Origin of the sequence: Lysinibacillus telephonicus, assembly GCF_003966145.1 — a bacterium.
GTDB classification, from domain to species: domain Bacteria; phylum Bacillota; class Bacilli; order Bacillales_A; family Planococcaceae; genus Ureibacillus; species Ureibacillus telephonicus.
The window spans coordinates 1-23,962 of the sequence record NZ_RXNR01000028.1 but is presented as its reverse complement, the minus strand read 5'-3'; the positions used below and the strand labels follow the sequence as shown (position 1 = coordinate 23,962).

The following is a 23,962-nucleotide window of genomic DNA, read 5'->3' as shown; positions in this document are numbered from 1 at the left end:
ACTAATCCTTCCAATGTAATTTGGGAGGATTTTTTTAGTGGATTAGAAAGTATAAGTTTTTATTTTACAGTAATCCACATAAGGAAAGACACACCTGCACTATTTTAGTGCAAGATGTGTTTTTGAATCCTCCCTACTAACTAAAAGAAGGGAAGATATATATGCGGGAAATATTAAAATTGCAAAATATACATTATGAAATAATGGAGTCCGTTATTTTTGAACAGATACATGCAACAGTTCATCAAGAAGATGTTATAGGCATTATCGGTAAAAATGGTGCTGGGAAATCCACGCTGCTTCAAATTATTTCTGGAACTATACAAGCAACTAGCGGAAGCTTACGTTGGCTTCAACAAAATATTTCGGTTGAGAGCGTTGAACAAGAAATCGAAGCTTATAAATCAGCAGGAGTTACAGCTGAGGAGGCTTTATTATTATCACAGTGGCATGTTCCTGCCAATGAATTTAAGGAATTAAGTGGTGGAGAAAAGCTGAAAGCAAGACTTGCTAAAGGGTTTTCAGAGAATGCGCAAATTTTATTGTTAGATGAGCCAACGAATCATTTAGATGAACAAAGTGTACAATTACTCGTAGAACAAATCAAACATTATAAAGGGACAATTATACTTGTTTCTCATGATCGTTATTTTTTAGATGAAGTTACAACGAAAATATGGTCAATTGAAAATAAAAGACTAATCGAGCACAAAGGAAATTATTCAAGCTACATGAAGATGCGGGAGCACAAAAGACTCTCCCAACAACGGCAGTATGAAAAGCAGCAGCAGATGGTGCAACGAATTGAAGGCCAATTAAAGGAATTAACTTCTTGGTCTCAAAAAGCCCATGCACAATCAACAAAGCAGGAAGGTTTTAAAGAATTTTACCGTGTTAAAGCAAAACGTATGGATACACAAGTTAAATCCAAAAGGAAAAGGCTTGAAAAAGAACTAGAAAAAGCAAAAGTAGTGCAGGTTGAACCTGAATATGAAGTGAACTTTACATTGAAAGCAAAAGAAAAACATGGCAAACGATTTTTAGAAGTAAAAAATTTAAAGAAGACTTTTGGAAATAAAACTTTATTTAAAAATGTAAATTTCACAATTCAGCATGGGGAAAAGATTGCATTAGTAGGTCCAAATGGCAGCGGCAAGACTACACTATTAAAAGTTATTATGGGTCAAACGAAGGCAGAAGGGGATGTTTGGATTTCACCTTCTGCAAGTATCGGATATTTAACGCAAGATGTATTTGATTTACCCCTTACGAAAACACCTGAAGAGTTATTCCACCGTGACACTTTTGAAGAAAGAGGCAAGGTTCAAAATTTCATGAAGCACTTAGGATTTTGTAAAGCTGCATGGAAAGAGCAAATTCAATATATGAGTATGGGGGAACGTATTAAATTTAAATTAATGATCTATATATTGGAAGAAAAGGATGTGCTCATTTTAGATGAGCCAACGAATCATTTAGATTTACCTACACGCGAGCAATTGGAAGAAACCTTGTTCAATTATAATGGTACATTGATAATTGTCTCTCACGACAGATATTTTATTAACAAAACTACTACTGGTAAACTTGAAATTAAGAATGGCCATATTTACAAAAAATTAAATGAAGTCACAGAAAAAAAGGACACAAAAGAAGAAGTCCTATTGAGGCTGGAAACTGAAAGACAAGAAATTTTAGGAAAACTTAGTTTCATGACTTCAAAAGATAAACAATATCAGGAACTCGATCAAAGATTCAATGAATTAACAAAACAAATAAATATGTATAAAGAAAAGTAGCTAAATTTTAATATCTAGTAATTAATTTCTGATTATCTTACATCACTTAATTTAGTTACAGTTGCATCATCCCCGCAATAAAGCCGTCCAATTAAATTTTATGGACGGTTTTTTAGTTGAGTTTTTAAATTAAGTTACTAGTGGAAATTGTGTATGATTATGGTTATTTATCACATACTACTCATGCTATTTCTAAAACGATAGCATGGAAGGAAGGTATGAATATGTCCCCGTTCTTTAAAAAAAGAACGAAAAAAAATAAAGTACCAACTATACCTGAAAGCAAAATCCTAGAAAATTCCACAAAAATAATCTCCCCAAAGCTAGAAGATAACATATATGAAATTAATAAAATTTTTCAGAAGAACATGGATTTCTTAATTCGAAAGTTTAATTTATTCGGTAAGACTCCTGCAGTACTTATATGTTTGAAGTCATTAGTGAGCACTGAAAAAATTGACCGTGATATCATTAAACTTCTTCAAGAGGGCGAGCCTTTAAGTGATCCATCACAGCAAGTAACTCAATATATTATAAATAACATACTTTATTTTTCAGACGTAAAGGAAGTATCAGAACTATCATCTTTTATTAAAGCTATTTCATCTGGAAAAGCTCTTATTTTAATTGAAGGCGAAGAATATGGAATTGAACTGGATGTAGTAGAAAAGGAAAAAAGATCGATTGAAGAACCCGCTACTGAAAGAGTTGTCCGCGGTCCAAGAGATGGTTTCATTGAGCAAATTATGACAAATATTTCACTATTACGCTATCGCCTCCCAGTTCCTGAGTTTCAAATTGAGGAAACAGAGGTGGGAAAAAGAACGAGAACAAAGGTTGCAATTTGTTATATGGACGATATTGTAAGTGAAGATTTATTAAAAGAAGTGAAGATGAGAATTGATGCAATAAATATAGACAGTATTTTAGATGCTGGTTATATCGAACAATTTATACAAGACCGTCCTAACTCACCTTTTCCTCAAGTCCAAAATACCGAAAGACCGGATAAAGTCATAGGGAACATTTTAGAAGGAAGAGTTGCGATATTAATAGATGGAAGCCCTTTTGCATTGATTGTGCCTGCAACATTTAACCAATTTTATCAAACCAGTGAAGATTATTATGAAAGATGGATAATTTCTTCTTTTGTTCGAATTGTTCGTATGGCAGCTTTAATTTTTTCATTAACCTTTTCATCCTTTTATATAACGGTTCTATCCTTCCATCCTGAGCTTATTCCTGCAAATTTTGTTGTTGCCGCTGCGAGTGGGAGGCAAGGTGTCCCATTCCCTGTTATTTTTGAGGTACTAGTTATGGAATTTGCAATGGAAATATTACGAGAAGCAACGGTAAGGATGCCCCAGCAAGTAGGGGGCGCGTTATCGATAGTAGGAGTTCTTGTAGTCGGTCAAGCAGCGGTACAAGCAGGGTTTGTAAGTCCGATCACAGTAGTTATTATTGCTCTGTCAACAATCGGTTCTTTTGCAACTCCTTCATACAATGCAGCAACTGCATTTCGTATGCTAAGATTTTTACTTATTATTTTGGCAGGTACATTTGGCCTCTTAGGGTTGGCAGTAGGAATTATGTTAGTTTTGAACCATATGCTTTCCCTTCGTTCCTTTGGAATACCTTATATGACACCATTCTCTCCAGGGAACATTAAATCATTAAAAGATTCAATATTTCGTGCTCCTTTTTATTGGCTAAAAGAACGGCCAGCTGAAAATCATGTAAGAGATGCTCAGCGTATAGGCAAAAAGGTAAAAGACACAACGAAAAATAATTTTCTTGATAATAACGGAGGAGATTTTGATGAAACATAGTGATTCAATTTCCTCCATACAATTCGCTTCTATTGTTACTGGTACAATGGTAGGAATATCATTATTAGGCCTACCAAGATTTGTAGTGCAGGAAGTGGGAAATGCAGCTCCTATTGCAAGTTTATTTGGGATTTTGTGTTCACTTGTTGGAGTAGTGGTGGTTACAATGTTGGGTAAGAAATTTCCAAAACAAACAATTATCAGCTATAACAAGATAGTTTTAGGGAAGTTTCTAGGCAATTTTTTTAATATTATATTGATTGTTTTTTTTCTTTTGTTAATGGGTCTTGAAACTAGGCAGTTTGCAGAAGTTATGGTAGGTGCACTCTTACCTAGCACCCCTATACAAGTATCAATTTTTTTAATTATTTTTCTCTGTTCAGTAATTAGTTTCCAAAATGTTTCGTCTTTTGCTTTTATCCATTTTTTCTATTTACCACTAAGTATCATACCATTATTTTTAGTATTGATTCCTTCCTTTAGAGATATAGAGATATATCATCTATTGCCGATTTTTGGCCATAATGTGTCAATTAATGATTTCTTAAATGGATCATTAAGAATAGGACAGGCCATCTCCAATTTCCTAGTAATTGCTATGATAATCCCATATATGAAAAATCCAAATAAATCTGTTAAAAGTGGAGTTTGGGGGTTTCTATTAGGCGGTCTTATAGTTTTTTCATTAATTACAATAACACTTGGCGTTTTTGGTGAAGTAACAATTTTGGAGATGTTTTGGCCGGCCCTGGTGCTTGGTCGAATGGTTCAAGTTCCCGGGGAAGTTTTGGCACGTATAGATGCTATTCTTATCATTTCATGGATATTTGCAGTTTTTACTTCATTACTTTCCTATTTCTTCTTTTCAGTTAGAGGGATAGCAGAGATGTTAAATACGGAGAAGCATAGAGTAATTAAGATAATTGGATTTTTAGCAGTGTTTTGTATAGCATTGATTCCGCAAAATATTTATGAAATGTATGATTATATACTTAAGATAACTACGGTAGGTGTTCTCCTTATTATTCCTTATCCACTGCTAATACTAATGATTGCAAAGCTAAGAAAGAAAAAGGGAGATACTATATGAAAAAACTATTTATCATTATCTTTTTTTGTATATCGTCACTTTTTCTAACCGGATGCTGGGATCGATATGAATTAGAAGAGAGAGCAAATATTTTAGGATTAGCTGTAGATATAGCAGAAGAGGAGGAAGGAAATTCTGTTCCCAATGTCACACACGAAGAAGGTGGATACCCAGGCAATGATAAAGATACTCTTTATAAAGTAACTGCACAATTAGCTATCCCTGGGAAAATTAAATTAGGTCCTGAAAAGGGAGGAGAAGAATCTCAGAAAACAGCTTGGGTATTGGAATCATATGGATATACAATGAAGGATGCTATGGCAAATTTACAACAACAACTTGCAGAGAAAATCTATTATGGGCACTTGCAAATTATTGTTGTAAATAAAAAAATTGTTGAAGAAGACATTACAGATATAAATGATTTCTTAAAACGCGAGTATGAAGTAAGACGAACCGCTTGGATGGTTGTAAGTGAAGAAGCAGCATCAAATATAATACAAGCTGCACCACCGCTTGAAACTGTACCTTCATTGTACTTATCAAATACATTGGATAATTCAGTGCGATTGGGGAAATTACCAAGAGAATTCTTCGGAAAATTTTGGGTAGACCTTTCTGATATAGGTGTTGATGCAGTTTTGCCTATAGTAAAAAATATCGATAATGACCGAATTATGGTTAGTGGCCTAGCATATTTTAAAGGTGATAAAATGGTTGGTAGAACCAATCCATTGCAAATCGGCCAATATTTGGCGGTAAAAGGTCAAAATCCAGGTGGTTATTCCGTTGCAATAGCGACAGAAGACGGTGCCAACTATATGGTTGAATCGTATGAGAGGAACTCTAAATTCAAGGTCAAAGTAACCAATGGAAAACCATCTGCTTTTATAAATGTGGAAATAAACGGCATGATTGAAGAAGAAACACAGTCGAATAATTTATCAGAAGAAAAACTTTATGAAATAGAACAAAAACTTTGTGAATTGTCTGATAAGGTTTTTAATGAATTTAAAGAAAAGTTGCAGCAGAATCAGTCTGATATTTATGCTATAGGTGCAAGAATAAGAGCCCAATACCCAAAATATTGGAATGACGAAGTGAAAACAGATGAAAAATGGTCAGAAATCTACAAAGATATGGATATCCAAATAAAAGTAGATTTTAAAATTAAGGGTTCAGGAATGGAATGGAAGTAAGTATTATAAAAATTGCTAAATTAAAATGCTGTTAATATGATAATCGAGTGGAAAAAAACTTGGGTTTTCCATTCGATTTTTTTCTTGTTCCTTGTATAATAATTACAAAAAACGTCTTTAAAGAGGATGTGATGAAATTGGCAATTCGGATAAATTCGCCACTTAATGCATCTACTCATGCAAAGCCTATGAATGTTATGGCGATACTTTGCGTGAGGAGATATTTATAATAATCGCCTAAGTTGCTATGCATTCAAACGCTTTGCCCTTACTTTGAACGATAAAGTAAAGGAGAGTTGCAAATGCGTTATGTAAATGCACATGATATATTACCAAAAGAATTACTTGATGAAATACAGAAGTATGTTCAAGGTGACTTAATCTATATTCCAAAGCCTGAAAATAAACGTGTACAATGGGGCGTCCTTTCTGGGGAGAGATTAAGGCTGCAAAAACGAAATGAACATATTAAAATGTTATTTCAAGAAGGGACGCCTATTCAAAGCTTGGCAGAGCAATATCATTTATCGATTGAAACGATCAAAAAGATTGTTTATCGAAAATAAAGAACTTAAGGTTATTAGGTTATTTATGATATTGATTAAAGGGTTGCAAAATTTTAACCCTCTTTATGTTATGTATAGTTTAATTTAAAAAAATGTCTCCAATTGCTGAGTTTGTACATTTTCTGTACGCTATAGCAAAAGGAGTGTTCTAAATGAATTTCATGAATGTTGAGCAATATCAATTTGTTAAAAAACAAGCAAAGAAAATCTTAAGTGCATATACATCATCAAAGGACCAAAACGTCATACAAGCGATTCAAGCTCTCGTCCAAGAAGAAATAAATAATAAGTTATATTTTAGCGATGTTGAACAACAGCTGTTATTGCAGCCAATTTTTGGTTTGCGTACAAAAGAACAGCTGGAAATTTTTATTGTTGATATTAAACAATATGTAGAACCTTTTAAGCGTCCAACAGAAAATGAGTTCAAGAAGCTTTTCCCAAAGGATAAAAAATTAAGAATTCCAAATCTTGAACAAATCGATTGGAAAGAGATTACTTATTTAAGCTGGGTTGACTCTGGTACTAATCGTAAGTATATCGTCTATAGAGAAGATGGAAAATTGAAAGGGTTGCGCGGCGTATTTAGTAATACTGAAAAAGTAGGGATATGCACAGTTTGCAACCGTCAGGCGAAAGTAGGAATGTTAATGACTTCAAAAAGTGGCCCTACTCTTGGAACATATACAAAACGAGGAAATTACATTTGTGAAGATAGTGTAGCTTGTAATGAAACATTAACAGACATAAGTAAATTAAATGACTTTGTAGAAACTCTACTATAATAGTTGGGGGGATGTTCAGTAATCATCATGTGAACATCCCCCTTTCTTTATATTATAGGCTTTAAAATGATGCTCTTTAGGTGGTGACCACTATTTTTTGAACCTTATCAACTAAAGAAATAATCATAAGTATTTTTTGCTAATAGGAGTACTGTGACAACAATAAATAACACTCGAACATAGCCACTGCCGCGCTTAATAGCAAATTTTGAGCCGCAAACTGCACCTATAATTTGTGCAGTCCCCATGATTAGACCATATGCAAAATTAATTTGACCTAAAAATAGAAACATAACAAGTGCTCCAATATTACTAGCAAAATTTAAAAACTTTGCATTTCCTGCTGCTTTTAAGAAATCAAAGCCTATCATTAAGAAAGCAAAGATTAAAAACGAACCTGTTCCGGGTCCTAAAAAGCCATCGTAAAATCCAATTGCAGAAACTAGTATAATAAAACCAATTAATTTCTTAGTAGTAAGTTTTTTGAAGGTTGAAATGCTGCCCCAATCTTTTTTCAAAACAGTATATACACCAACTACCGCGAGCATGAAAAGCATTAATGGCTTTAATACATTTGGATCCATTAGGTGAACGATCCAAGCTCCAACCATGGCAGAAATAAAAACAATCGGGAAAAGCTTTGCAATTGTTTTTAAATCAAGTTGACCAGAACGATAAAATGTAATGGCGCTTGTCAGTGATCCCATTGTTCCAGCAAGTTTATTCGTTGCAACTGCTGCAGAAGGACTTAAGCCTGTAAAAAATAATGCCGGTAAAGAAATCAATCCGCCCCCACCGACGACAGAATCAATAAACGCAGCTAAAAATCCAAATAGAAATAATATTAAAATAAGCGACGGATCTAATTCTAAAAACATGAGCATCAACCTTCCAATTAAAGCCTCAACCTTGACCATAAAATAGGTAAGAATATATCAGTCAAAAAAGTGCAAACTTAGTTAATTATTCTTCGACATTATATATCTAATTGTGGCTTGCTAGATTTTCTTCCATGAATTAGATAATATACGACAATCATACAAAGAATAACAGCAGCACATAAAATATACATTCCTCTAAAATCAGTGAGTGGTATAATGAGACCGATTAAAAACGGCCCTAATCCCATTCCTCCATCCATACAAATAAAATAGGTAGAAGTTGCAAGACCTACACTCTTTCGTGGAGATACTTTGATGGCGATTGCTTGCATACATGACATAAGAGTACCAAATCCAAGGGCTAAAAAAATCGCAGCGGCTAGTAAAGTAAAGCTGTTTTTTGCTATTCCCATTAAAATTAAGCTAAATGAAAAACAAATAATGGCTGGATAGATAACTATATTATCTCCCTTTGAATCAAGCATTTTCCCCGTAATTGGCCTTGAAATGAATAACACAACCGCATATACAATAAAGAATATTGAAGCTGCTTTCGTTAAATTAATCTCAATTGCGTACGTGTTAATAAAAGAAACTATTCCAGAGTACCCCATGCCAATAATGACCATCATAAGCGAAATTGGCAAGGCAGCCTTTTCAATAAAGTCTCCTAATTTTAAGCCACCTCTCATAGCTTGTCGCTCTTCAGTAGTTAAGTCGGCTTCGCGGACTTTTGTGAAAAGAATCACTACTATTGAGAAAATAGTTAATGCGGTACAAATCATAAAAATGACATTAAAGTCGAAATGTTGGGTGATATAAAGACCTAAAAATGGACCAACAGCAGTAGCGGCAGCGGAGCTTAAAGAAAAATAACTAGTACCCTCTCCACGTCGATTGCTCGGAACTGAATCCATTACTGTAGTTGCAATGGCTGTACTTGAAATGCCAAATGAAATTCCGTGAATGAAACGAACAATAAAAAGTACTAGGAGACTATTGATAGGAAAATAGGCAACCACTGTGATGAAAGCTAAAAATAAGCTAAAGTATAATGTTTTTTTTCGGCCAAACACCTCAACATATTTGCCAGCAAATAATCTTGCGACGAGTGCACCGATAACATAAATACTTGCAGCTAATCCTGCTTCACTCTGAGAAGCGTCAAACTCATCAATTGCATATACGGCTAAAGTTGTCATTAATAAATAAAACGTTAATGCAATGAAGAAATTTGCACATAAAAAAAGGACGAAATCTTTTGTCCAAAGTTTTGTTTGTTGCAATTGTAAAACATCTCTTTTCTAAATAAAGTATAAACCTATATTAGCTCTTCAAATTTATGTATTCAAGCCTAATAAAAAATATATAAATCGGAGGAACACGTCTTTCTTTTATAACTTATTAGATTTGTGAAGAAATAATTAAAAGCACATCATTTAAATCATATTATGGCATATCATTAAGTTCTATTTTAGATATACCCATCATAAATATAAACTGAATATTATGAAAAAAGAAAGATTGCAACTGTGTGTGTGTATAAAAATAAACTATATTACCTTCAATTTCAATCTATCACTTTAACGTATTAAATTTTTAAAAAGTCATTATTACTAGAAATATAAATTAATAAAAAACTTTCCTAATAAAATATTTAAAAAAATCTTTAACTTTTAATGATTATGTTGATTCTATTTTCAGAAAACAAAGAAAAAAGAAGGGGGATTTTTATGATGAAAAGAAGTTTCTTTTTGCTACTGATGTTACTTGGCTTAACTCTCTTATTAGCAGCGTGTAATTTTGGAGGGGAGGAAGAACCAGCTACTTCAGAAGAGCCATCAACAGATGATGCTCCAGAAGAAGCTTCGGAAGGTCCAAAGGAAATAAATTTAGTCATTCCATCTGAACCACCATCTTTACATCCGCAATTAGCTACAGATACTACATCGGATGTAATTATAAGAAGTTTATTTGAAGGGTTAACAACTTTAAAGGATGGAGAGGTCATTAATGCTGCCGCTGAAAATGTCGAGGTGAGCGAGGATTTATTAACTTATACCTTCACATTAAGGGACGCACAATGGTCGAACGGTGACCCTGTAACAGCAGAGGATTTTGCTTATGCTTGGGAATTTGCATTAAACCCCGAAAATGCCTCTGAATATGCATCAATTTTATATCCTATCAAAGGAGCGCAAAGTTATAACCTTGGGGAAGGTACTGTAGAAGATTTAGGGATTGAAGTAGTTGATGAAAAAACGCTTAAGGTTACATTAGAAAACCCAACGCCATACTTCTTAGAATTAACAGCATTTAAAACATATTTCCCAATTCATAAAGCTACAGCTGAAGCAAACAAAAATTGGTATTCTGAAGCAGGCTTTATCTCAAACGGACCATTCGTTCTTTCTGATTGGCAACATGGAGGTTCGATTACATTAGATAAGAGTGAAAGTTATTGGGATAAAGATAATGTTGCTCTAGACAAGGTAAACATTTCGATGGTTGAATCCGAAACAACTGCAGCAACAATGTTCGATGCTGGGGAAATTGATTTTATAGGTAATCCATTCCAAACTGTAGGGTTAGATGTAATTAATAAATATAAACAAGAAGGCATTTTAAAGATTCAAGACCATACAGCTTTATATATGTACAAATTCAATACAACTGGTGAATTTACATCAAATGTAAATATCCGTAAAGCCTTGACGCTTGCTATTGACCGACAAACGTTAATTGACAACATTACAAAAGGTGAGCAAACTCCTGCCCTTGGTATGGTTCCACCATCAGTTGAAGGCTTTGAAGAAGACCGTGGTTACTTTAAAGATAATGATATTGAAGAAGCAAAAAAAGCTTTAGAATTAGGGATGAAAGAACTTGGTATTTCTGACCCTAGTGAAATCAAAATTAATATATCATTTAATACAAGCGAAGCACATGCAGCTATTGCTCAATTTATTCAAGAGGGATGGCGTACAAATCTTGGTATCGATGTTTCACTTGATAATTCAGAATGGCAAGTATACCTAGATAAATTAACTAATTTAGATTACGATGTTGGACGTCTTGGTTGGATAGCAGATTATAACGATGCTTATACATTCTTAGAGCAATATGACTCAGCTGAAAATGGCAACAACGACACTGGTTGGGAAAATCCGCAATATGCAGAGTTGTTAACACAATCCAATAGTGAAACAGATCCAGCTAAACGACTTGAATTACTAAAACAGGCAGAAGCTATCATAATGGCAGAATATCCTGTTGCACCAATTTACTACTATACAAATCTATCTGTTAAGAAAGATTATGTAGAAAATATTGAACCAGATGTACTTGGTAACATATATTTAAAATATACAGATATTAATAAATAAACAAATTAAGAAGAGGTTACTATTCTTAAGGCTGCTAATATCGAGTAATCGATTCTAGCAGCCTTCTATGCTTTGGAAACTAATGTCTTACTATGTGCTTTCTTAAAAAGGGAGGGATTCAACATGCTTAAATATATTTTGAAGAGAGTTATTTATATACTTATTGCATTATTTATAATCGTTACTGCTACATTCTTCTTAATGAGATTAGCACCTGGCAGCCCTTTTGCTAGCGAACGTGACTTTCCGCAGCAAATAGAAGAGCAATTGAATGCTAAATATGGATTGGATAATCCTTGGTATATTCAGTATAAGGATTATTTAATAGATACAGCGACTTTTGATTTTGGTGAATCTATGAAATATAAAGGCCGTTCAACAAACGATATTATTTCTGAAAGCTTTCCAATTTCCTTTACGTTGGGAATGGAGGCAATGCTTTTATCGATAGGTTTAGGAATATTACTTGGAGTAATATCTGCACTTTACCATAATCGATTTCCTGATTATCTTTCGTCAACTATTGCAGTTCTTGGAATATCAGTTCCTTCCTTTGTACTTGCAGGGCTAATGCAATATTTTCTTGCTTTTAAATTTAATCTATTCCCCGTAAGTGGTTGGAAGGGGTTTATCTATAGTATTCTACCAGCTTTCGCAATCGCTCTTTCACATATGGGCTTTATAGCGAAGCTTACTCGTGCAAGTATGCTTGAACAGAAAAATAGTGATTATGTAAAAATGGCACGTGCAAAAGGGCTCGGTAAGTGGACAATAGTATACAAGCATACATTACGAAATGCATTAATGCCTGTAATAACATATTTAGCTCCACTTACAGCAGGAGTTGTAACAGGCAGCTTTATTGTTGAACAAATTTTTGCAGTACCTGGCTTGGGAAAACATTTCGTAACAAGCATTACAAATCGCGATTATACCGTCATCATGGGTACAACTGTATTCTATTCAATTATTCTTCTGTTTGCAGTGTTAATTGTAGACATTTTATATGGATTGATTGATCCGCGAATTAAATTGAAAGGAGCGAGAAAATGATGATAAAAACTGAAGATAAATTAGAAAAACTACCGCCTGAAATGTTTGAGATCGTCGGTGGTCGTCATGATGAAACTGAAAAGTTAGCTGACAAATCAGTATCATTTTGGAAGGAAGTATTACTTCGTTTTTGTCAAAATAAATTGGCGGTTTTTGGAGTGGTTGCTTTAATCATCATTACATTAATGGCGATTCTCGTTCCTTTTTTATCTCCATACAGCTACCGCGAGCAGCTTGGAATTTATAATGCACCACCATCTGCAGCACATTGGTTTGGTACAGATGATTTAGGTCGTGATGTGTTTGTCCGTGTATGGCAAGGAGCTCGTATCTCTCTTTTTATAGGGATTACGGCTGCTGTTATCGATTTAATAATTGGTGTTTTATGGGGAAGTATCTCGGGTTTATTTGGCGGTCGAGTTGATAATATTATGATGCGCATCGCAGACATACTATCAGCAGTGCCGTATTTACTAGTAGTGATTATCTTGCTAGTTGTATTAGAGCCAGGCTTACTTCCGATGATTATTGCATTATCTATTACTGGTTGGATTAATATGGCGCGCATCGTGAGAGGAGAAGTGTTATCTATTAAAAACCAAGAGTATGTTTTAGCTGCTAGAACTCTTGGGGCGAGTACGTGGCATTTAATTAAAAAACATATAATACCTAATGCTTTAGGGGCTATTTTAGTAACGATGACATTAACAATACCAACTGCTATATTTACTGAGTCATTTTTAAGTTACTTAGGTTTAGGTGTCCCTGCACCAACAGCAAGTTGGGGAACAATGGCCTCAGAAGGGAATAGTGCATTAACTTCTGCACCATGGCGTTTATTCTTCCCAGCATTGTTTATATCATTAACTATCTTCTCATTTAATGCAGTTGGTGATGGCTTAAGAGATGCTCTTGATCCAAAATTACGTAAATAGAGGAAGGTGAAAATGATGAGAAAAAAATTGCTGGAAGTAAAAAATCTGAAAATCAACTTTAAAACATATGCAGGGCTAGTACAAGCAGTTCGAGGTGTTAACTTTGAATTGTTTGAAGGAGAAACATTGGCGATTGTAGGAGAATCAGGATCAGGGAAAAGTGTTACAAGCAATGCGATAATGAAGTTGATTCCTCAACCCCCGGGGATATATGAAGATGGCGAAATCTTTTTTGAAGGGCGAGATTTAATCCCTTTATCGGAGAAAGAAATGTCGTTAATTCGGGGAAATGATATCGCAATGATATTTCAGGATCCAATGACAGCTCTTAACCCAACAATGCGAGTAGGAAGGCAAATTACAGAAGTAATTTTGAAGCATAATAAAATACCTCATTCCGAGGCTAAAGCGCGTGCCATACAGTTGCTGCAACTAGTAGGTATTCCAATGCCTGAAAAACGGTTCAGACAATATCCACACGAATTTAGCGGAGGGATGCGCCAGCGTGTAGTAATTGCAATTGCGTTAGCGGCTGACCCTAAGCTGTTAATTGCCGACGAGCCTACTACAGCACTGGACGTCACAATTCAAGCCCAAATTTTAGAGTTGATGAAAGATATTCAAAAGAAACGAAATACGGCGATTATCTTTATTACACATGACTTAGGAGTAGTTGCCAATGTTGCTGACCGAGTAGCGGTTATGTATGCAGGGCAAATAATTGAGTATGGGACGGTTAATGATATTTTTTATGATCCAAGACATCCATACACGTGGGGTCTTTTAGGTTCAATGCCTGACCTAAAAAACGATGTAAAAGAAGAATTGCGTACAATACCTGGTTCACCGCCGGACCTAATTCATCCACCGATTGGAGATGCATTTGCAGCAAGAAATGAATTTGCTATGGCAATTGACTATGTAAAGGAACCGCCAATGTTTCAGGTATCGGATACACATTATGCCAAAACGTGGTTGTTGCATCCAAATGCCCCTAAAATACCTGTACCGGAATCAATTTCTCGTAGAATTGAAGGCTATTTGAAGGAGGCAAAAGGCAATGGTTAAAAAACTGCTCGAAGTAAAAAACTTAAAACTATATTTCGGTTCTCCAAGTAATCCGATTAAAGCGGTTGACGGCATTAGCTTTGATATATTTGAAGGGGAAACACTTGGTTTAGTGGGAGAGTCTGGCTGCGGTAAATCGACAACAGGGCGCTCAATTATCCGCCTTTATGATATTACTGACGGAGAGATATTATTTAAGGGGAAAAATATTCACGCTGGAAAATCTCGTAAGGAATTAATAGAGTTAAATCGTGAAATGCAAATGATTTTTCAAGACCCATACGCATCATTAAACCCTCGTATGACAGCTGGAGAGATTATAAGCGAAGGATTTAATATACATGGACTTTATAAAGATAAACTACAGAGACGTGAGAAAGTTGCGGAGTTATTAGAAGCTGTTGGTTTAAATCGCGAGCATGCATATCGTTATCCACATGAATTTTCTGGTGGCCAACGCCAACGTATAGGTATTGCACGAGCTTTAAGCTTAGACCCAAGCTTTATAATTGCAGATGAACCCATATCCGCTTTAGACGTTTCGATTCAAGCGCAAGTAGTGAATTTATTAAAGAGGCTTCAAAAAGAACGCAAATTAACATATTTATTTATCGCTCATGATTTATCAATGGTAAAATATATTAGTGACCGCATTGCTGTTATGTATCAAGGAAAGATTGTAGAAATTGGAATGGCAGAAGATATCTATCATAATCCGATTCATCCATATACAAAGTCATTATTATCAGCGGTTCCACTGCCGGATCCTATGACAGAAAGAAAGCGTCAAAGAATTCCTTATGAGTATGAAGAAACGGACGAGCATGCAAAATTACAAGAGGTATTACCTAATCATTTTGTTTATGGCTCTAATAGTCAATTGAAAAAATGGATAATATAAATGATTAAGATGATAATTCCTTCAGATGAATTATCATCTTTTCTAGTGGGTATAAAAATAGAATTAGAAAGTGATTAATTTTGGAAGTATAACAGTAATTATTCTTATTAGCTATATTTATATAACTATAATTAGAGTAATAATAGGAGGTAAATAATAAAGGAGATAAAAAAGAATATAAAAATAGTGTATACGTGTAAAAGAGACAGATAATCAAAGTTTTTATTTATTTAATAAAAGCTTTTTGTTACCATAATAACTGTTAGTAAATGTATTTTCAGAAAAGTGAAAATATATAAAATTGGGGAGACATAATATGAAGAAAAATAATATTCTACTTCTATCCCTGTTACTAGCTCTAGCTGTAATTTTGGCAGCTTGTAACTTCGGAGTATCAAAAAATGAAGCAAGTGAGAAAGAAATTAACCTAGTAATTCCAACAGAGCCACCATTATTACATCCACAATTAGCAATTGATAGTGCATCAAGTGCTATTCTTCAAAATGTTTTTGAAGGATTGACAACTATAAAAGACGGTGAAGTGATAAATGCGGTCGCTAAAGATATACAAGTTAGTGAAGATTTACTTACTTATACATTTACATTACGCGATGCACAATGGTCAAATGGTGATACAGTGACGGCAGGTGACTTTGCGTATGCTTGGAAGTTTGCTTTAAATCCGGAAAATGGATCTAGGTATGCTTCAATTTTCTATCCAATTAAAGGTGCAGAAAATTACAATCTTGGAATAGGTAACGAAGACGATTTGGGAATTAAAGTGGTTAATGAAAAAACTCTTGAAGTTACTTTAGAACACCCAACACCTTACTTCCTAGAATTAACAGCATTTAAAACATATTATCCTATTCACAAAGCTTCAGTAGAGCAAAATGACAAATGGTACACTGATGCTGGTGAAACATACATAACAAACGGGCCATTCACATTAGCTGACTGGCGTCATAGTAGTTCAATTACTTTAGAAAAGAATCGGAATTACTGGGATGCAGAAAATGTTGCTTTAAATAAAGTAAACATATCAATAGTTGAAAATGAAGCAACTGCTTCAATGATGTTTGATGCAGGAGAAGTGGATTTTTTAGGGGCTCCGTTCCAAACTATCGGTTTAGACAAAATTAATGAATATAAGGATGAAGGGATTTTAAATATTTCTAATTACGCTGCAATTTATGCTTATACATTCAATACAACTGGTGAATTCACTTCAAATGCTAACATTCGAAAAGCATTAACACTTGCAATTGATCGCCAGGGGTTAATTGATAATATTATAAAAGGTGAACAAACTCCCGCATTAGGGATGGTCCCATCTACGGTTCCTGGTTTTGAAGAAGACAGAGGCTACTTTACTGATAATAATATTAAAGAAGCAAAAACAGCTCTAGAAACTGGTATGGAGGAACTGGGTATTAATAATCCAAGTGAAATTAAAATAGCCATTTCTATTAATACAAGTGAAGGACACGGAGTGATCGCTCAATATATACAAGAAGGTTGGCATAAGAACCTAGGCATCGACGTATCAATAGATAACTCCGAAGTGCAAGTATTCTTAGATAAACTAACCAATTTAGACTATGATATAGGACGAGTTGGGTGGGTAGCTGACTATAATGATGCTTACACATTTTTAGAGCCCTATGACTCAGCAAACAATGGCAACAATGTTACTGGGTGGGAAAACGCAAGTTATGCAGCCTTATTAAAAAAGTCTATTACAGAGAAGGAAGAAAAAACTCGCATCGGTTTACTAAAACAAGCAGAAGCTATTGCAATGGCTGAATTCCCAATTGCTCCAATTTATAATTACACAAACCTTTATGTAAAAAAGGATTATGTTAAAAATATGGAACCAAATGCTCTAGGCAGTATTTATCTTAAATATGTAGATGTTGATAAATAATGATCCCTTTTATTTTTCGTGAACTAATTGACACTTATAAAATGCTTGAATATACTAGAAATACTAATATGAGGAGAGGTGAAGTAGTATGGCAAACGTATCTGTAATTGTAAACAAGCGATTTGGTTTGTCTTATTTCACTCACCTCAAAGTATATTGTTAAGTACTTACCTTTATTTAAGAAGAATAAGGTGTATTCAATTTATACTCTTTGAACGTGTTGAAACCTATGACTGCCAAATCGCAGCCCATAGGTTTTTTATTTTGCAGCAGAAGAACTGTAGAAGACATATATTTCAGGAGGAAATTTAAATTGAATATAAAATCGTTAGGATTTTCATCATTTTTTGAAGATCAATTATTAGACTTGTTAAAAGATAAAAAATTTGAAAAATGCATTCCTGCTCGTGTAACTAAAGAACATAAGCATTCATACCGAGTTATTTCAGAAAATGGAGAATGGCTGGCAACGGTCGCAGGGCATTATGCGTACGAATCATTTGTCCAAGAGGATTATCCTGCAGTAGGCGACTGGGTGCTTGTCGAAAAAATGGATGGTGAGAAAAGAGCAATCATTCATAAATTATTTAAAAGGAAATCTCAATTTTCCAGGAAAATGGCTGGGCAGGAACTAGATGTACAAATCGTTGCTGCAAATGTAGACTTTGTACTACTAGTTATGAGTTTAAATGAGGATTTTAATATTCGACGATTAGAGCGTTATTTAGTAGCGGCATGGGATTCAGGTGCAACACCAGTAATCGTTTTAACGAAGGCTGATTTATGTGAGGATGTTGAGCGATATTACAATGAAGCACAAGCAATTGCATTTGGTGTAGATATTTTTGTTACGAGCTCTTATACAGGGGAAGGAATTGAAGAAATCAGTTCTTTATTAAAAGAGGGAACAACAGGAGCTTTGCTCGGTTCATCTGGAGCAGGGAAATCAACCTTAACAAATGCTTTATACAGAAATGATAAAATGAAAGTATCCGGCATTAGAGAAGATGATGCAAAAGGAAGACATACTACAACTCACCGAGAACTTGTATTATTGCCAAAAGGTGGTTGTTTAATTGATACACCAGGAATGCGAGAGCTTCAGTTATGGGATCAAAGTGAAAGCCTGAATTCTGGTTTTAAAGATATAGAAGAATTAGCACAAAACTGCCGATATCGGGATTGCAGCCATAGAAGCGAGCCAGGCTGTGCAGTCATTAATGCCGTTGATAACGGTGACCTTGAATATTCAAGATTACAAAGCTACTTTAAATTGCTAAAAGAACTTGCTTTTATTGAAAGAAAAGTGAATACACAAGCAAGGCAAGCAGAACAACGGAAATGGAAGCAGATTTCGAAAGGATTAAAGAAGAAGTATAAATAACAGAGTTTGAACATAACACTAAGTCCTTAGAAAGATAATTTATAATTAGGGGCAGTTCAGAAAGTAAGAATTTCTGGACTGTCCCTCTTTTTAATGTACTTCCCGAGCAGTAGTCGACGTTAAAACTGCATCGACAATTAATCTATTTATATTAAATATAAATCAATCTACTTTTTAATAATTTTATAAAGTTAAAGTAAAGTGGAAACCAAATTATACAAAAAATAGTCAATATTAATGTGTCAATAAGATTTTTCATTGGCATTATTTTTGATAAAGTGTATGAAGAGAAGAAAGTTTGAATACGGTTAAATATAGTAGCATAAAAATTGAAGATGATAAACTTATAAATACATAAGGAGAGAATTAATGGAAACTTGGATTACGACGATTATGGAGGATTACGGGTACCTAGGGGTATTTTTGCTTATAATGTTAGAAAACTTATTTCCCCCTATTCCTTCAGAGGTTATATTAACTTTTGGCGGATTTATGACAACCACTACAGAGTTAACGGTTTTTGGTGTGATCGTTGCATCTACGATTGGGTCGGTTGCAGGTGCTATAATACTTTATGGTATAGGAGCAATAGTAGGTATTAAACGGATTGAGAGATTTGTTGATAAGTGGGGAAGAGTATTGCGACTAACAAGCAGCGATATTTATAAAGCGAATGCTTGGTTTGAAAAGTATGATGTGTGGACTGTTTTCTTCTGTCGCTTTATTCCATTAATCCGTAGTTTAATTTCATTGCCGGCAGGGATGGCAAAAATGAACTTCTGGATTTTCCTACTGCTCACGACTTTAGGAACATTAATTTGGAATATGGTGTTAGTAAACATAGGTAAAGCAGTAGGGGATTCTTGGGAAACAATTGTTCATTATATGGATATCTATTCAAATATCGCATATGCAGCTCTAGCAATTATATTCATTGTTGTCGTTATTCGTTTTTACCGAAAAAAGATGCGAGGCTATAAATAAAAGGAAAAGGAACAGTCCAAAAATTTGGGCGGTTCCTTTTTATTCATATTTACAGTATCATACCACTTAAAACCATTCCAATATTCACAACAAAGTGAAATATTATTGCAGGATAAATGCTATTCGTTTTTATTACAATAAACCCATAAAACAATCCGCCGATAGAAAATAGTAAACTAATAAAAAAAGGTATACCGACTACTAGGTGCAGCATTCCAAAGCCAATGCTCGTAATGATAATTGCATTAGTTACAGAAATATACTCTATTAAACTAGTTAGCATTATACCTCTCCATATAAGCTCTTCGAGTATGGCATTGATGATCGAAAATAATAACCCAAAAATAAAGATTGATTTTATAAATCCAGGCTCCTTATTAAGGATTATAGGGATAAAAACCAATCCAGTTATAATGATACCTATTAGCATGAAGTATGATAATTTAATTGAATGGAAGGGCAATGAAATAGAATTGCCCCAGTTTGCCTTGTTGTTAAAAAAAGATATTTTCTTTTTGTGTACTATGTTTACTATCGTTAGAGCAGTAAAAATAATGATAAGTAATCCTCTATTAATAAGGACTCTTAATTCTCTAGGCATGTCAAAATTATCGATGAAAAGATTTATTAACTGATAAATAAATAAACCAATTAGAAATGAAATAAAGATTAAAGTTACAAAACGATAATTTACATTTATGATGTACATAATTAGTAAAAAGAAAATGACAATCATTAAACTAAAGAAAAGCCGATAAGAAGTAAAAATAATGCCGAGCAAAAAGGGTATAGCAATTATGGATATAGGCAAACTTTTACTGGATATAAACATCACAACCCCCTATTGATAGGTTATTTTTTATTTTCTCCGCTAAGGGAGTTTGGTAACTCCTTTTTTATTATGCTGTTTTTTCGACTTTATCTCTCGGCAAAAAGAATGCAACGACTAGCATGATTGGTAATACAGAGACGATTTTTATCGTATTTTCAATCCCGATATAGTCAAGTAAGAAGCCGATTACAACAGCTCCAATTGCTCCCATTCCAAAAGCAAACCCTGTTGTTAAGCCAGCCATTGTTCCAATTTTAGTTGGAACTAACTCCTGGGCATAAACAACGGTAACAGAAAAGCTGATCATAATAAGTGTTCCAATAATGATTAAAAAAATTAGTGCAACCCATATAGGCATATAAGGTAAAAGTAAGCAGAATGGCAATGGTCCTACAACAGATAGAATGATCACATTTTTACGACCGATTCGATCTGATAGAGAACCTCCAAAAAATGTTCCAAGGACGCCAAATGCCATAAAAATAAAAATGAAGACCTGTCCCGTTCTTATATTTACATCATAATGATCCATTAAGTAGAAGACATAGAAGTTTGTAATGTTTGTCGTATAGAATGAGCGGGCAAAAATAATAACCAATAAAAGTGTAAGTGCAATTCCAACCTGCTTTTTAGTTAAAGGTGGCAGAGAAGAAATAAGAATCTTTTTCTTTTGTTTCGATAATTTCTCTGCCTCTAGTTGCTGCATATACCATCTGGAAATTTTAAGTAAGATTGCAATTCCAATTGCAGTAAGCAATAGTATAATAGCAGCTCCGTGCTGACCGTAAACGTCTAAAATAAACGCACTAATGAGTGGAGCAAGGGCTTGGCCTGAATTCCCCCCCACTTGATAAATAGATTGAGCGAGCCCGCGTTTATTTCCTGCTGACATAAATGAAACACGGGATCCTTCTGGGTGGAAGATAGCTGATCCAAAGCCTAAAAATAAAACTGCTACAAGGATTAGCCAATATTGTTCAGTTAGCACAAGCATTAATAAACCGATGAAGGAGCTCATCATTCCAAGTGGCAACGCATAAGGCATTGGCTTTTTATCACTAACAAAACCAACTACTGGCTGAAGTGTAGAAGAAAACATGTTTAATACAAATGAGATAATTCCAAGTTCCGTAAATGACAGTCCTAAGTCTCGTTCAAGTAAAGGAAACATGGCAGGAACAACGGATTGCATTGTGTCATTAATTAAGTGTGCTACCCCAATCGCAATCATAATAGGGTATATTGGGTTATTTAGCGTATTTTTCGTTTCACTCATTTCATTTCCCGCCTTTATAATTAAACTAATATTTACCATTATAGACCTTTTATTAGTAAATAAAAATCCTAGTTTAACGGTGAATATATTTGTAAATAAATGGTCCATTATCAAATGCCTAACAATTGATAGGGTGATCATAATTATGTTATACTAACGCTAACTTATAAGGAATGGAGGTTTCCTAAATGGCATCTGTTAGACTACGTTTCCAAGCTTCGAACTGTTAATTAAATACGTTCAAGGCTCTGCTTATTGTCAGAGTAAATGGGATTGGTCTAGCTATATTTGGGAAACCTTAACTTTACGTATGTGTAAAAGAGGGGGCAGGTCTCCTCTCTTTTTTTGTTGTCTTAACGTTAAGTATGAATATTTCACAATGAAAAAATGTGAAGCTACACGTATTTCTTTTTTTTCTTTTTTGATCAGTCTATCCATTTACTTTAAAGGTAATAGCCTATGTATTTCGCAAAAGAATGTATTGTAATAACGGTTCTAAATTACTTAAGAAAATCCAATTTAAAGAAAAGGATGTTTTTTTATGAACCAAACAGAACTTGCAATGCATAATTGGAAAAGGAATATTATCCTCTTCTTAGGAAGTCAGACAATCTCCCTTTTTGGCTCCTCTTTAGTTCAATATGCCATTATGTGGTATATCACATTGACAACTCAATCTGGAATTATGATGACGATTTCTATAATTTGTGGATTTGTCCCAGCTTTTTTCTTATCACCATTCGCGGGGGTATGGGCAGATCGATACAATCGTAAATTACTGATCATTTTTTCAGATTCTATGATTGCATTTTCAACACTTATCTTAGCAATACTATTTTTAAATGGATATAATGCAATGTGGCTTTTATTTGTAATTTCTGCCATTCGCGCGGTAGGTACAGGAATACAAACACCTGCAGTCGGGGCAATATTACCTCAAATTGTACCAGAACAAAATTTAACGAAAGTAAATGGTATAAATGGGAGTATTCAAGCACTTATTATGCTACTTTCTCCTATAGCAAGTGCAGGATTACTTTCTATGACCACTATTGAAGTGATTTTCTTCATAGATGTATTTACCGCAATAATCGGGGTAATAACATTATTAGTATTTTTAAAAATCCCTTTACATGCTAAAGCGAGAGAAAAACAATCAACAAGTTACTTTAATGATTTTAAAGAAGGTCTAATATATATAAAAAATCATAAGTTTCTTAAACAGTTTTTTACGTTTTTTGCGATGTTTTTTATATTAGCTGCTCCAGCATCATTTTTAACACCATTACAAGTAACGAGAACGTTTGGTGCTAATGAATGGTATTTATCAGCGATAGAAATCGCCTTCTCAATTGGCATGATGATTGGCGGCATTATTATGGCTTCATGGGGTGGATTTAGCAATAAAACACATACTATGACACTATCGGCATTTGGTTTTGGTATATGTACGTTTTTACTAGGAGTAGTTCCATTGTTTTGGATGTACTTAGTCTTCATGGGGATAATAGGCGTAGTTATGCCGATGTTTAATACACCTGCTACAGTCCTGCTGCAAGAAAAAGTAGAAGAAGATTATCTAGGTAGAGTATTTGGTGTTTTAACAATGATTTCTACATCAATGATGCCATTAGGAATGCTGGTTTTTGGACCAATCGCAGACATTATTGCAATTGAATGGCTATTAATTGGAACAGGCATCTTAATCTTCGTCCTTGGATTTTTCCTTCTAGGAAGCAAGGTGCTGATTGAGGCGGGAAAATCGAGTAATGAACAAGTAAAAGAATAGATAAAAAAGAAGATTTCGGATATTACCGAAATCTTCTTTCAGACTGTAGACAAACTCGAAAATTCGAGTTTGCCTACAGTCTTTTTTCTTTTAAAATAAAATTAATAACCCTTTTTGAATAAGTTAGTTGATTTCCGTTTCGGCGGACGCTTTCCGTGGGCGTGGGCCAATCCTCCTCGTCGCTACGCTCCTGCGGGGTATCGGCCGTCACGCTTTTCCCGCAGGAGTCGCCGCCTACACTACAATCAACTACTTCTAAATATACGTTGAGGTGAATG

At 34.4% G+C, this 23,962-nt stretch carries 20 protein-coding genes; 15 read left to right on the top strand and 5 right to left on the bottom strand.

From position 1 onward, the window contains the following. Positions 1–161: 161 nt before the first annotated feature. From abc-f to EKG35_RS11145, 6 genes are all read left to right on the top strand, one after another. Positions 162–1,799, top strand: coding sequence for a ribosomal protection-like ABC-F family protein (gene abc-f / locus EKG35_RS11170; protein WP_126294533.1), 1,638 nt, complete (start codon positions 162–164; stop codon positions 1,797–1,799). A gap of 218 nt (positions 1,800–2,017) precedes the next feature. After that, positions 2,018–3,628, top strand: a complete 1,611-nt coding sequence (locus EKG35_RS11165) for a spore germination protein (protein ID WP_342774113.1) — start codon at positions 2,018–2,020, stop codon at positions 3,626–3,628. Beyond that, positions 3,618–4,718: a GerAB/ArcD/ProY family transporter gene (locus EKG35_RS11160; RefSeq protein WP_126294532.1), complete on the top strand. Its 1,101-nt coding sequence runs from the start codon at positions 3,618–3,620 to the stop codon at positions 4,716–4,718. The genes EKG35_RS11165 and EKG35_RS11160 overlap by 11 nt, the downstream gene beginning before the upstream one ends. Next, positions 4,715–5,917 (top strand): Ger(x)C family spore germination protein, encoded by a 1,203-nt coding sequence (locus EKG35_RS11155; RefSeq protein ID WP_126294531.1) that lies wholly within the window; start codon positions 4,715–4,717, stop codon positions 5,915–5,917. The genes EKG35_RS11160 and EKG35_RS11155 overlap by 4 nt, the downstream gene beginning before the upstream one ends. Before the next feature lie 302 nt (positions 5,918–6,219). Beyond that, entirely contained in the window at positions 6,220–6,483 is a 264-nt protein-coding gene (locus tag EKG35_RS11150; RefSeq protein ID WP_126294530.1) for a CD3324 family protein, read from the top strand. A gap of 152 nt (positions 6,484–6,635) precedes the next feature. Continuing rightward, the gene (locus tag EKG35_RS11145) at positions 6,636–7,268 is read left to right on the top strand and encodes a FusB/FusC family EF-G-binding protein (protein WP_126294529.1); all 633 of its coding nucleotides are present in this window, start codon (positions 6,636–6,638) and stop codon (positions 7,266–7,268) included. A gap of 107 nt (positions 7,269–7,375) precedes the next feature. Here the strand turns inward: EKG35_RS11145 and EKG35_RS11140 are convergent, their stop codons facing one another. After that, positions 7,376–8,146: a TSUP family transporter gene (locus EKG35_RS11140; RefSeq protein WP_126294528.1), complete on the bottom strand. Its 771-nt coding sequence runs from the start codon at positions 8,144–8,146 to the stop codon at positions 7,376–7,378. A 98-nt stretch (positions 8,147–8,244) separates the two neighbouring features. Continuing rightward, on the bottom strand, positions 8,245–9,435 hold the full coding sequence (locus EKG35_RS11135) for an MFS transporter (RefSeq protein WP_126294527.1): 1,191 nt from the start codon (positions 9,433–9,435) through the stop codon (positions 8,245–8,247). A 447-nt stretch (positions 9,436–9,882) separates the two neighbouring features. On the opposite strand from EKG35_RS11135, the gene EKG35_RS11130 reads away from it, so the two are divergent. The 8 genes from EKG35_RS11130 (at position 9,883) to EKG35_RS11095 (ending at position 19,787) form a co-directional block, all read left to right on the top strand. Then, entirely contained in the window at positions 9,883–11,535 is a 1,653-nt protein-coding gene (locus tag EKG35_RS11130) for a peptide ABC transporter substrate-binding protein (protein WP_126294526.1), read from the top strand. 123 nt (positions 11,536–11,658) lie between these two features. After that, positions 11,659–12,588 (top strand): ABC transporter permease, encoded by a 930-nt coding sequence (locus EKG35_RS11125; protein ID WP_126294525.1) that lies wholly within the window; start codon positions 11,659–11,661, stop codon positions 12,586–12,588. Next, on the top strand, positions 12,588–13,523 hold the full coding sequence (locus EKG35_RS11120; RefSeq protein WP_126294524.1) for an ABC transporter permease: 936 nt from the start codon (positions 12,588–12,590) through the stop codon (positions 13,521–13,523). Before EKG35_RS11125 ends, EKG35_RS11120 begins: the two co-directional genes overlap by 1 nt. Before the next feature lie 15 nt (positions 13,524–13,538). Further along, a complete protein-coding gene (locus EKG35_RS11115; protein ID WP_126294523.1) occupies positions 13,539–14,591 on the top strand; it encodes an ABC transporter ATP-binding protein in 1,053 nt (350 codons plus the stop codon). Next, positions 14,584–15,492 (top strand): ABC transporter ATP-binding protein, encoded by a 909-nt coding sequence (locus EKG35_RS11110; protein WP_126294522.1) that lies wholly within the window; start codon positions 14,584–14,586, stop codon positions 15,490–15,492. The genes EKG35_RS11115 and EKG35_RS11110 overlap by 8 nt, the downstream gene beginning before the upstream one ends. Before the next feature lie 316 nt (positions 15,493–15,808). Next, entirely contained in the window at positions 15,809–17,419 is a 1,611-nt protein-coding gene (locus EKG35_RS11105; protein ID WP_126294521.1) for a peptide ABC transporter substrate-binding protein, read from the top strand. 313 nt (positions 17,420–17,732) lie between these two features. After that, the gene (gene rsgA / locus EKG35_RS11100) at positions 17,733–18,803 is read left to right on the top strand and encodes a ribosome small subunit-dependent GTPase A (RefSeq protein WP_126294520.1); all 1,071 of its coding nucleotides are present in this window, start codon (positions 17,733–17,735) and stop codon (positions 18,801–18,803) included. A 369-nt stretch (positions 18,804–19,172) separates the two neighbouring features. Then, complete coding sequence (locus EKG35_RS11095) at positions 19,173–19,787, top strand: DedA family protein (protein WP_126294519.1); 615 nt, start codon at positions 19,173–19,175, stop codon at positions 19,785–19,787. Positions 19,788–19,836: 49 nt separating this feature from the next. Here the strand turns inward: EKG35_RS11095 and EKG35_RS11090 are convergent, their stop codons facing one another. Together EKG35_RS11090 and EKG35_RS11085 are read right to left on the bottom strand one after the other, a co-directional pair. Next, positions 19,837–20,619 carry a CPBP family intramembrane glutamic endopeptidase gene (locus tag EKG35_RS11090; protein ID WP_126294518.1) on the bottom strand — a complete coding sequence of 261 codons (783 nt, stop codon included), beginning with the start codon at positions 20,617–20,619 and terminating at the stop codon, positions 19,837–19,839. A gap of 67 nt (positions 20,620–20,686) precedes the next feature. Continuing rightward, positions 20,687–21,895, bottom strand: coding sequence for an MFS transporter (locus EKG35_RS11085; protein ID WP_126294517.1), 1,209 nt, complete (start codon positions 21,893–21,895; stop codon positions 20,687–20,689). 541 nt (positions 21,896–22,436) lie between these two features. Here EKG35_RS11085 and EKG35_RS11080 point away from each other — a divergent pair. Beyond that, positions 22,437–23,684, top strand: coding sequence for an MFS transporter (locus EKG35_RS11080; RefSeq protein ID WP_246020322.1), 1,248 nt, complete (start codon positions 22,437–22,439; stop codon positions 23,682–23,684). A gap of 73 nt (positions 23,685–23,757) precedes the next feature. On the opposite strand, the gene EKG35_RS21145 is transcribed toward EKG35_RS11080, so the two are convergent. Next, positions 23,758–23,962: hypothetical protein (locus tag EKG35_RS21145; protein WP_246020320.1), on the bottom strand; the 205-nt coding region annotated here is incomplete at its 5' end.

Excerpts from the sequence above, each read along its gene's own strand:
- abc-f (WP_126294533.1), top strand. The coding sequence starts at position 162 with ATGCGGGAAATATTAAAATTGCAAAATATACATTATGAAATAATGGAG.
- EKG35_RS11165 (WP_342774113.1), top strand. The coding sequence starts at position 2,018 with ATGAATATGTCCCCGTTCTTTAAAAAAAGAACGAAAAAAAATAAAGTA.
- EKG35_RS11160 (WP_126294532.1), top strand. The coding sequence starts at position 3,618 with ATGAAACATAGTGATTCAATTTCCTCCATACAATTCGCTTCTATTGTT.
- EKG35_RS11155 (WP_126294531.1), top strand. The coding sequence starts at position 4,715 with ATGAAAAAACTATTTATCATTATCTTTTTTTGTATATCGTCACTTTTT.
- EKG35_RS11150 (WP_126294530.1), top strand. The coding sequence starts at position 6,220 with ATGCGTTATGTAAATGCACATGATATATTACCAAAAGAATTACTTGAT.
- EKG35_RS11145 (WP_126294529.1), top strand. The coding sequence starts at position 6,636 with ATGAATTTCATGAATGTTGAGCAATATCAATTTGTTAAAAAACAAGCA.
- EKG35_RS11140 (WP_126294528.1), bottom strand. The coding sequence starts at position 8,146 with ATGTTTTTAGAATTAGATCCGTCGCTTATTTTAATATTATTTCTATTT.
- EKG35_RS11130 (WP_126294526.1), top strand. The coding sequence starts at position 9,883 with ATGATGAAAAGAAGTTTCTTTTTGCTACTGATGTTACTTGGCTTAACT.
- EKG35_RS11125 (WP_126294525.1), top strand. The coding sequence starts at position 11,659 with ATGCTTAAATATATTTTGAAGAGAGTTATTTATATACTTATTGCATTA.
- EKG35_RS11120 (WP_126294524.1), top strand. The coding sequence starts at position 12,588 with ATGATAAAAACTGAAGATAAATTAGAAAAACTACCGCCTGAAATGTTT.
- EKG35_RS11115 (WP_126294523.1), top strand. The coding sequence starts at position 13,539 with ATGAGAAAAAAATTGCTGGAAGTAAAAAATCTGAAAATCAACTTTAAA.
- EKG35_RS11110 (WP_126294522.1), top strand. The coding sequence starts at position 14,584 with ATGGTTAAAAAACTGCTCGAAGTAAAAAACTTAAAACTATATTTCGGT.
- EKG35_RS11105 (WP_126294521.1), top strand. The coding sequence starts at position 15,809 with ATGAAGAAAAATAATATTCTACTTCTATCCCTGTTACTAGCTCTAGCT.
- EKG35_RS11095 (WP_126294519.1), top strand. The coding sequence starts at position 19,173 with ATGGAAACTTGGATTACGACGATTATGGAGGATTACGGGTACCTAGGG.
- EKG35_RS11090 (WP_126294518.1), bottom strand. The coding sequence starts at position 20,619 with ATGTTTATATCCAGTAAAAGTTTGCCTATATCCATAATTGCTATACCC.
- EKG35_RS11085 (WP_126294517.1), bottom strand. The coding sequence starts at position 21,895 with ATGAGTGAAACGAAAAATACGCTAAATAACCCAATATACCCTATTATG.
- EKG35_RS11080 (WP_246020322.1), top strand. The coding sequence starts at position 22,437 with ATGAACCAAACAGAACTTGCAATGCATAATTGGAAAAGGAATATTATC.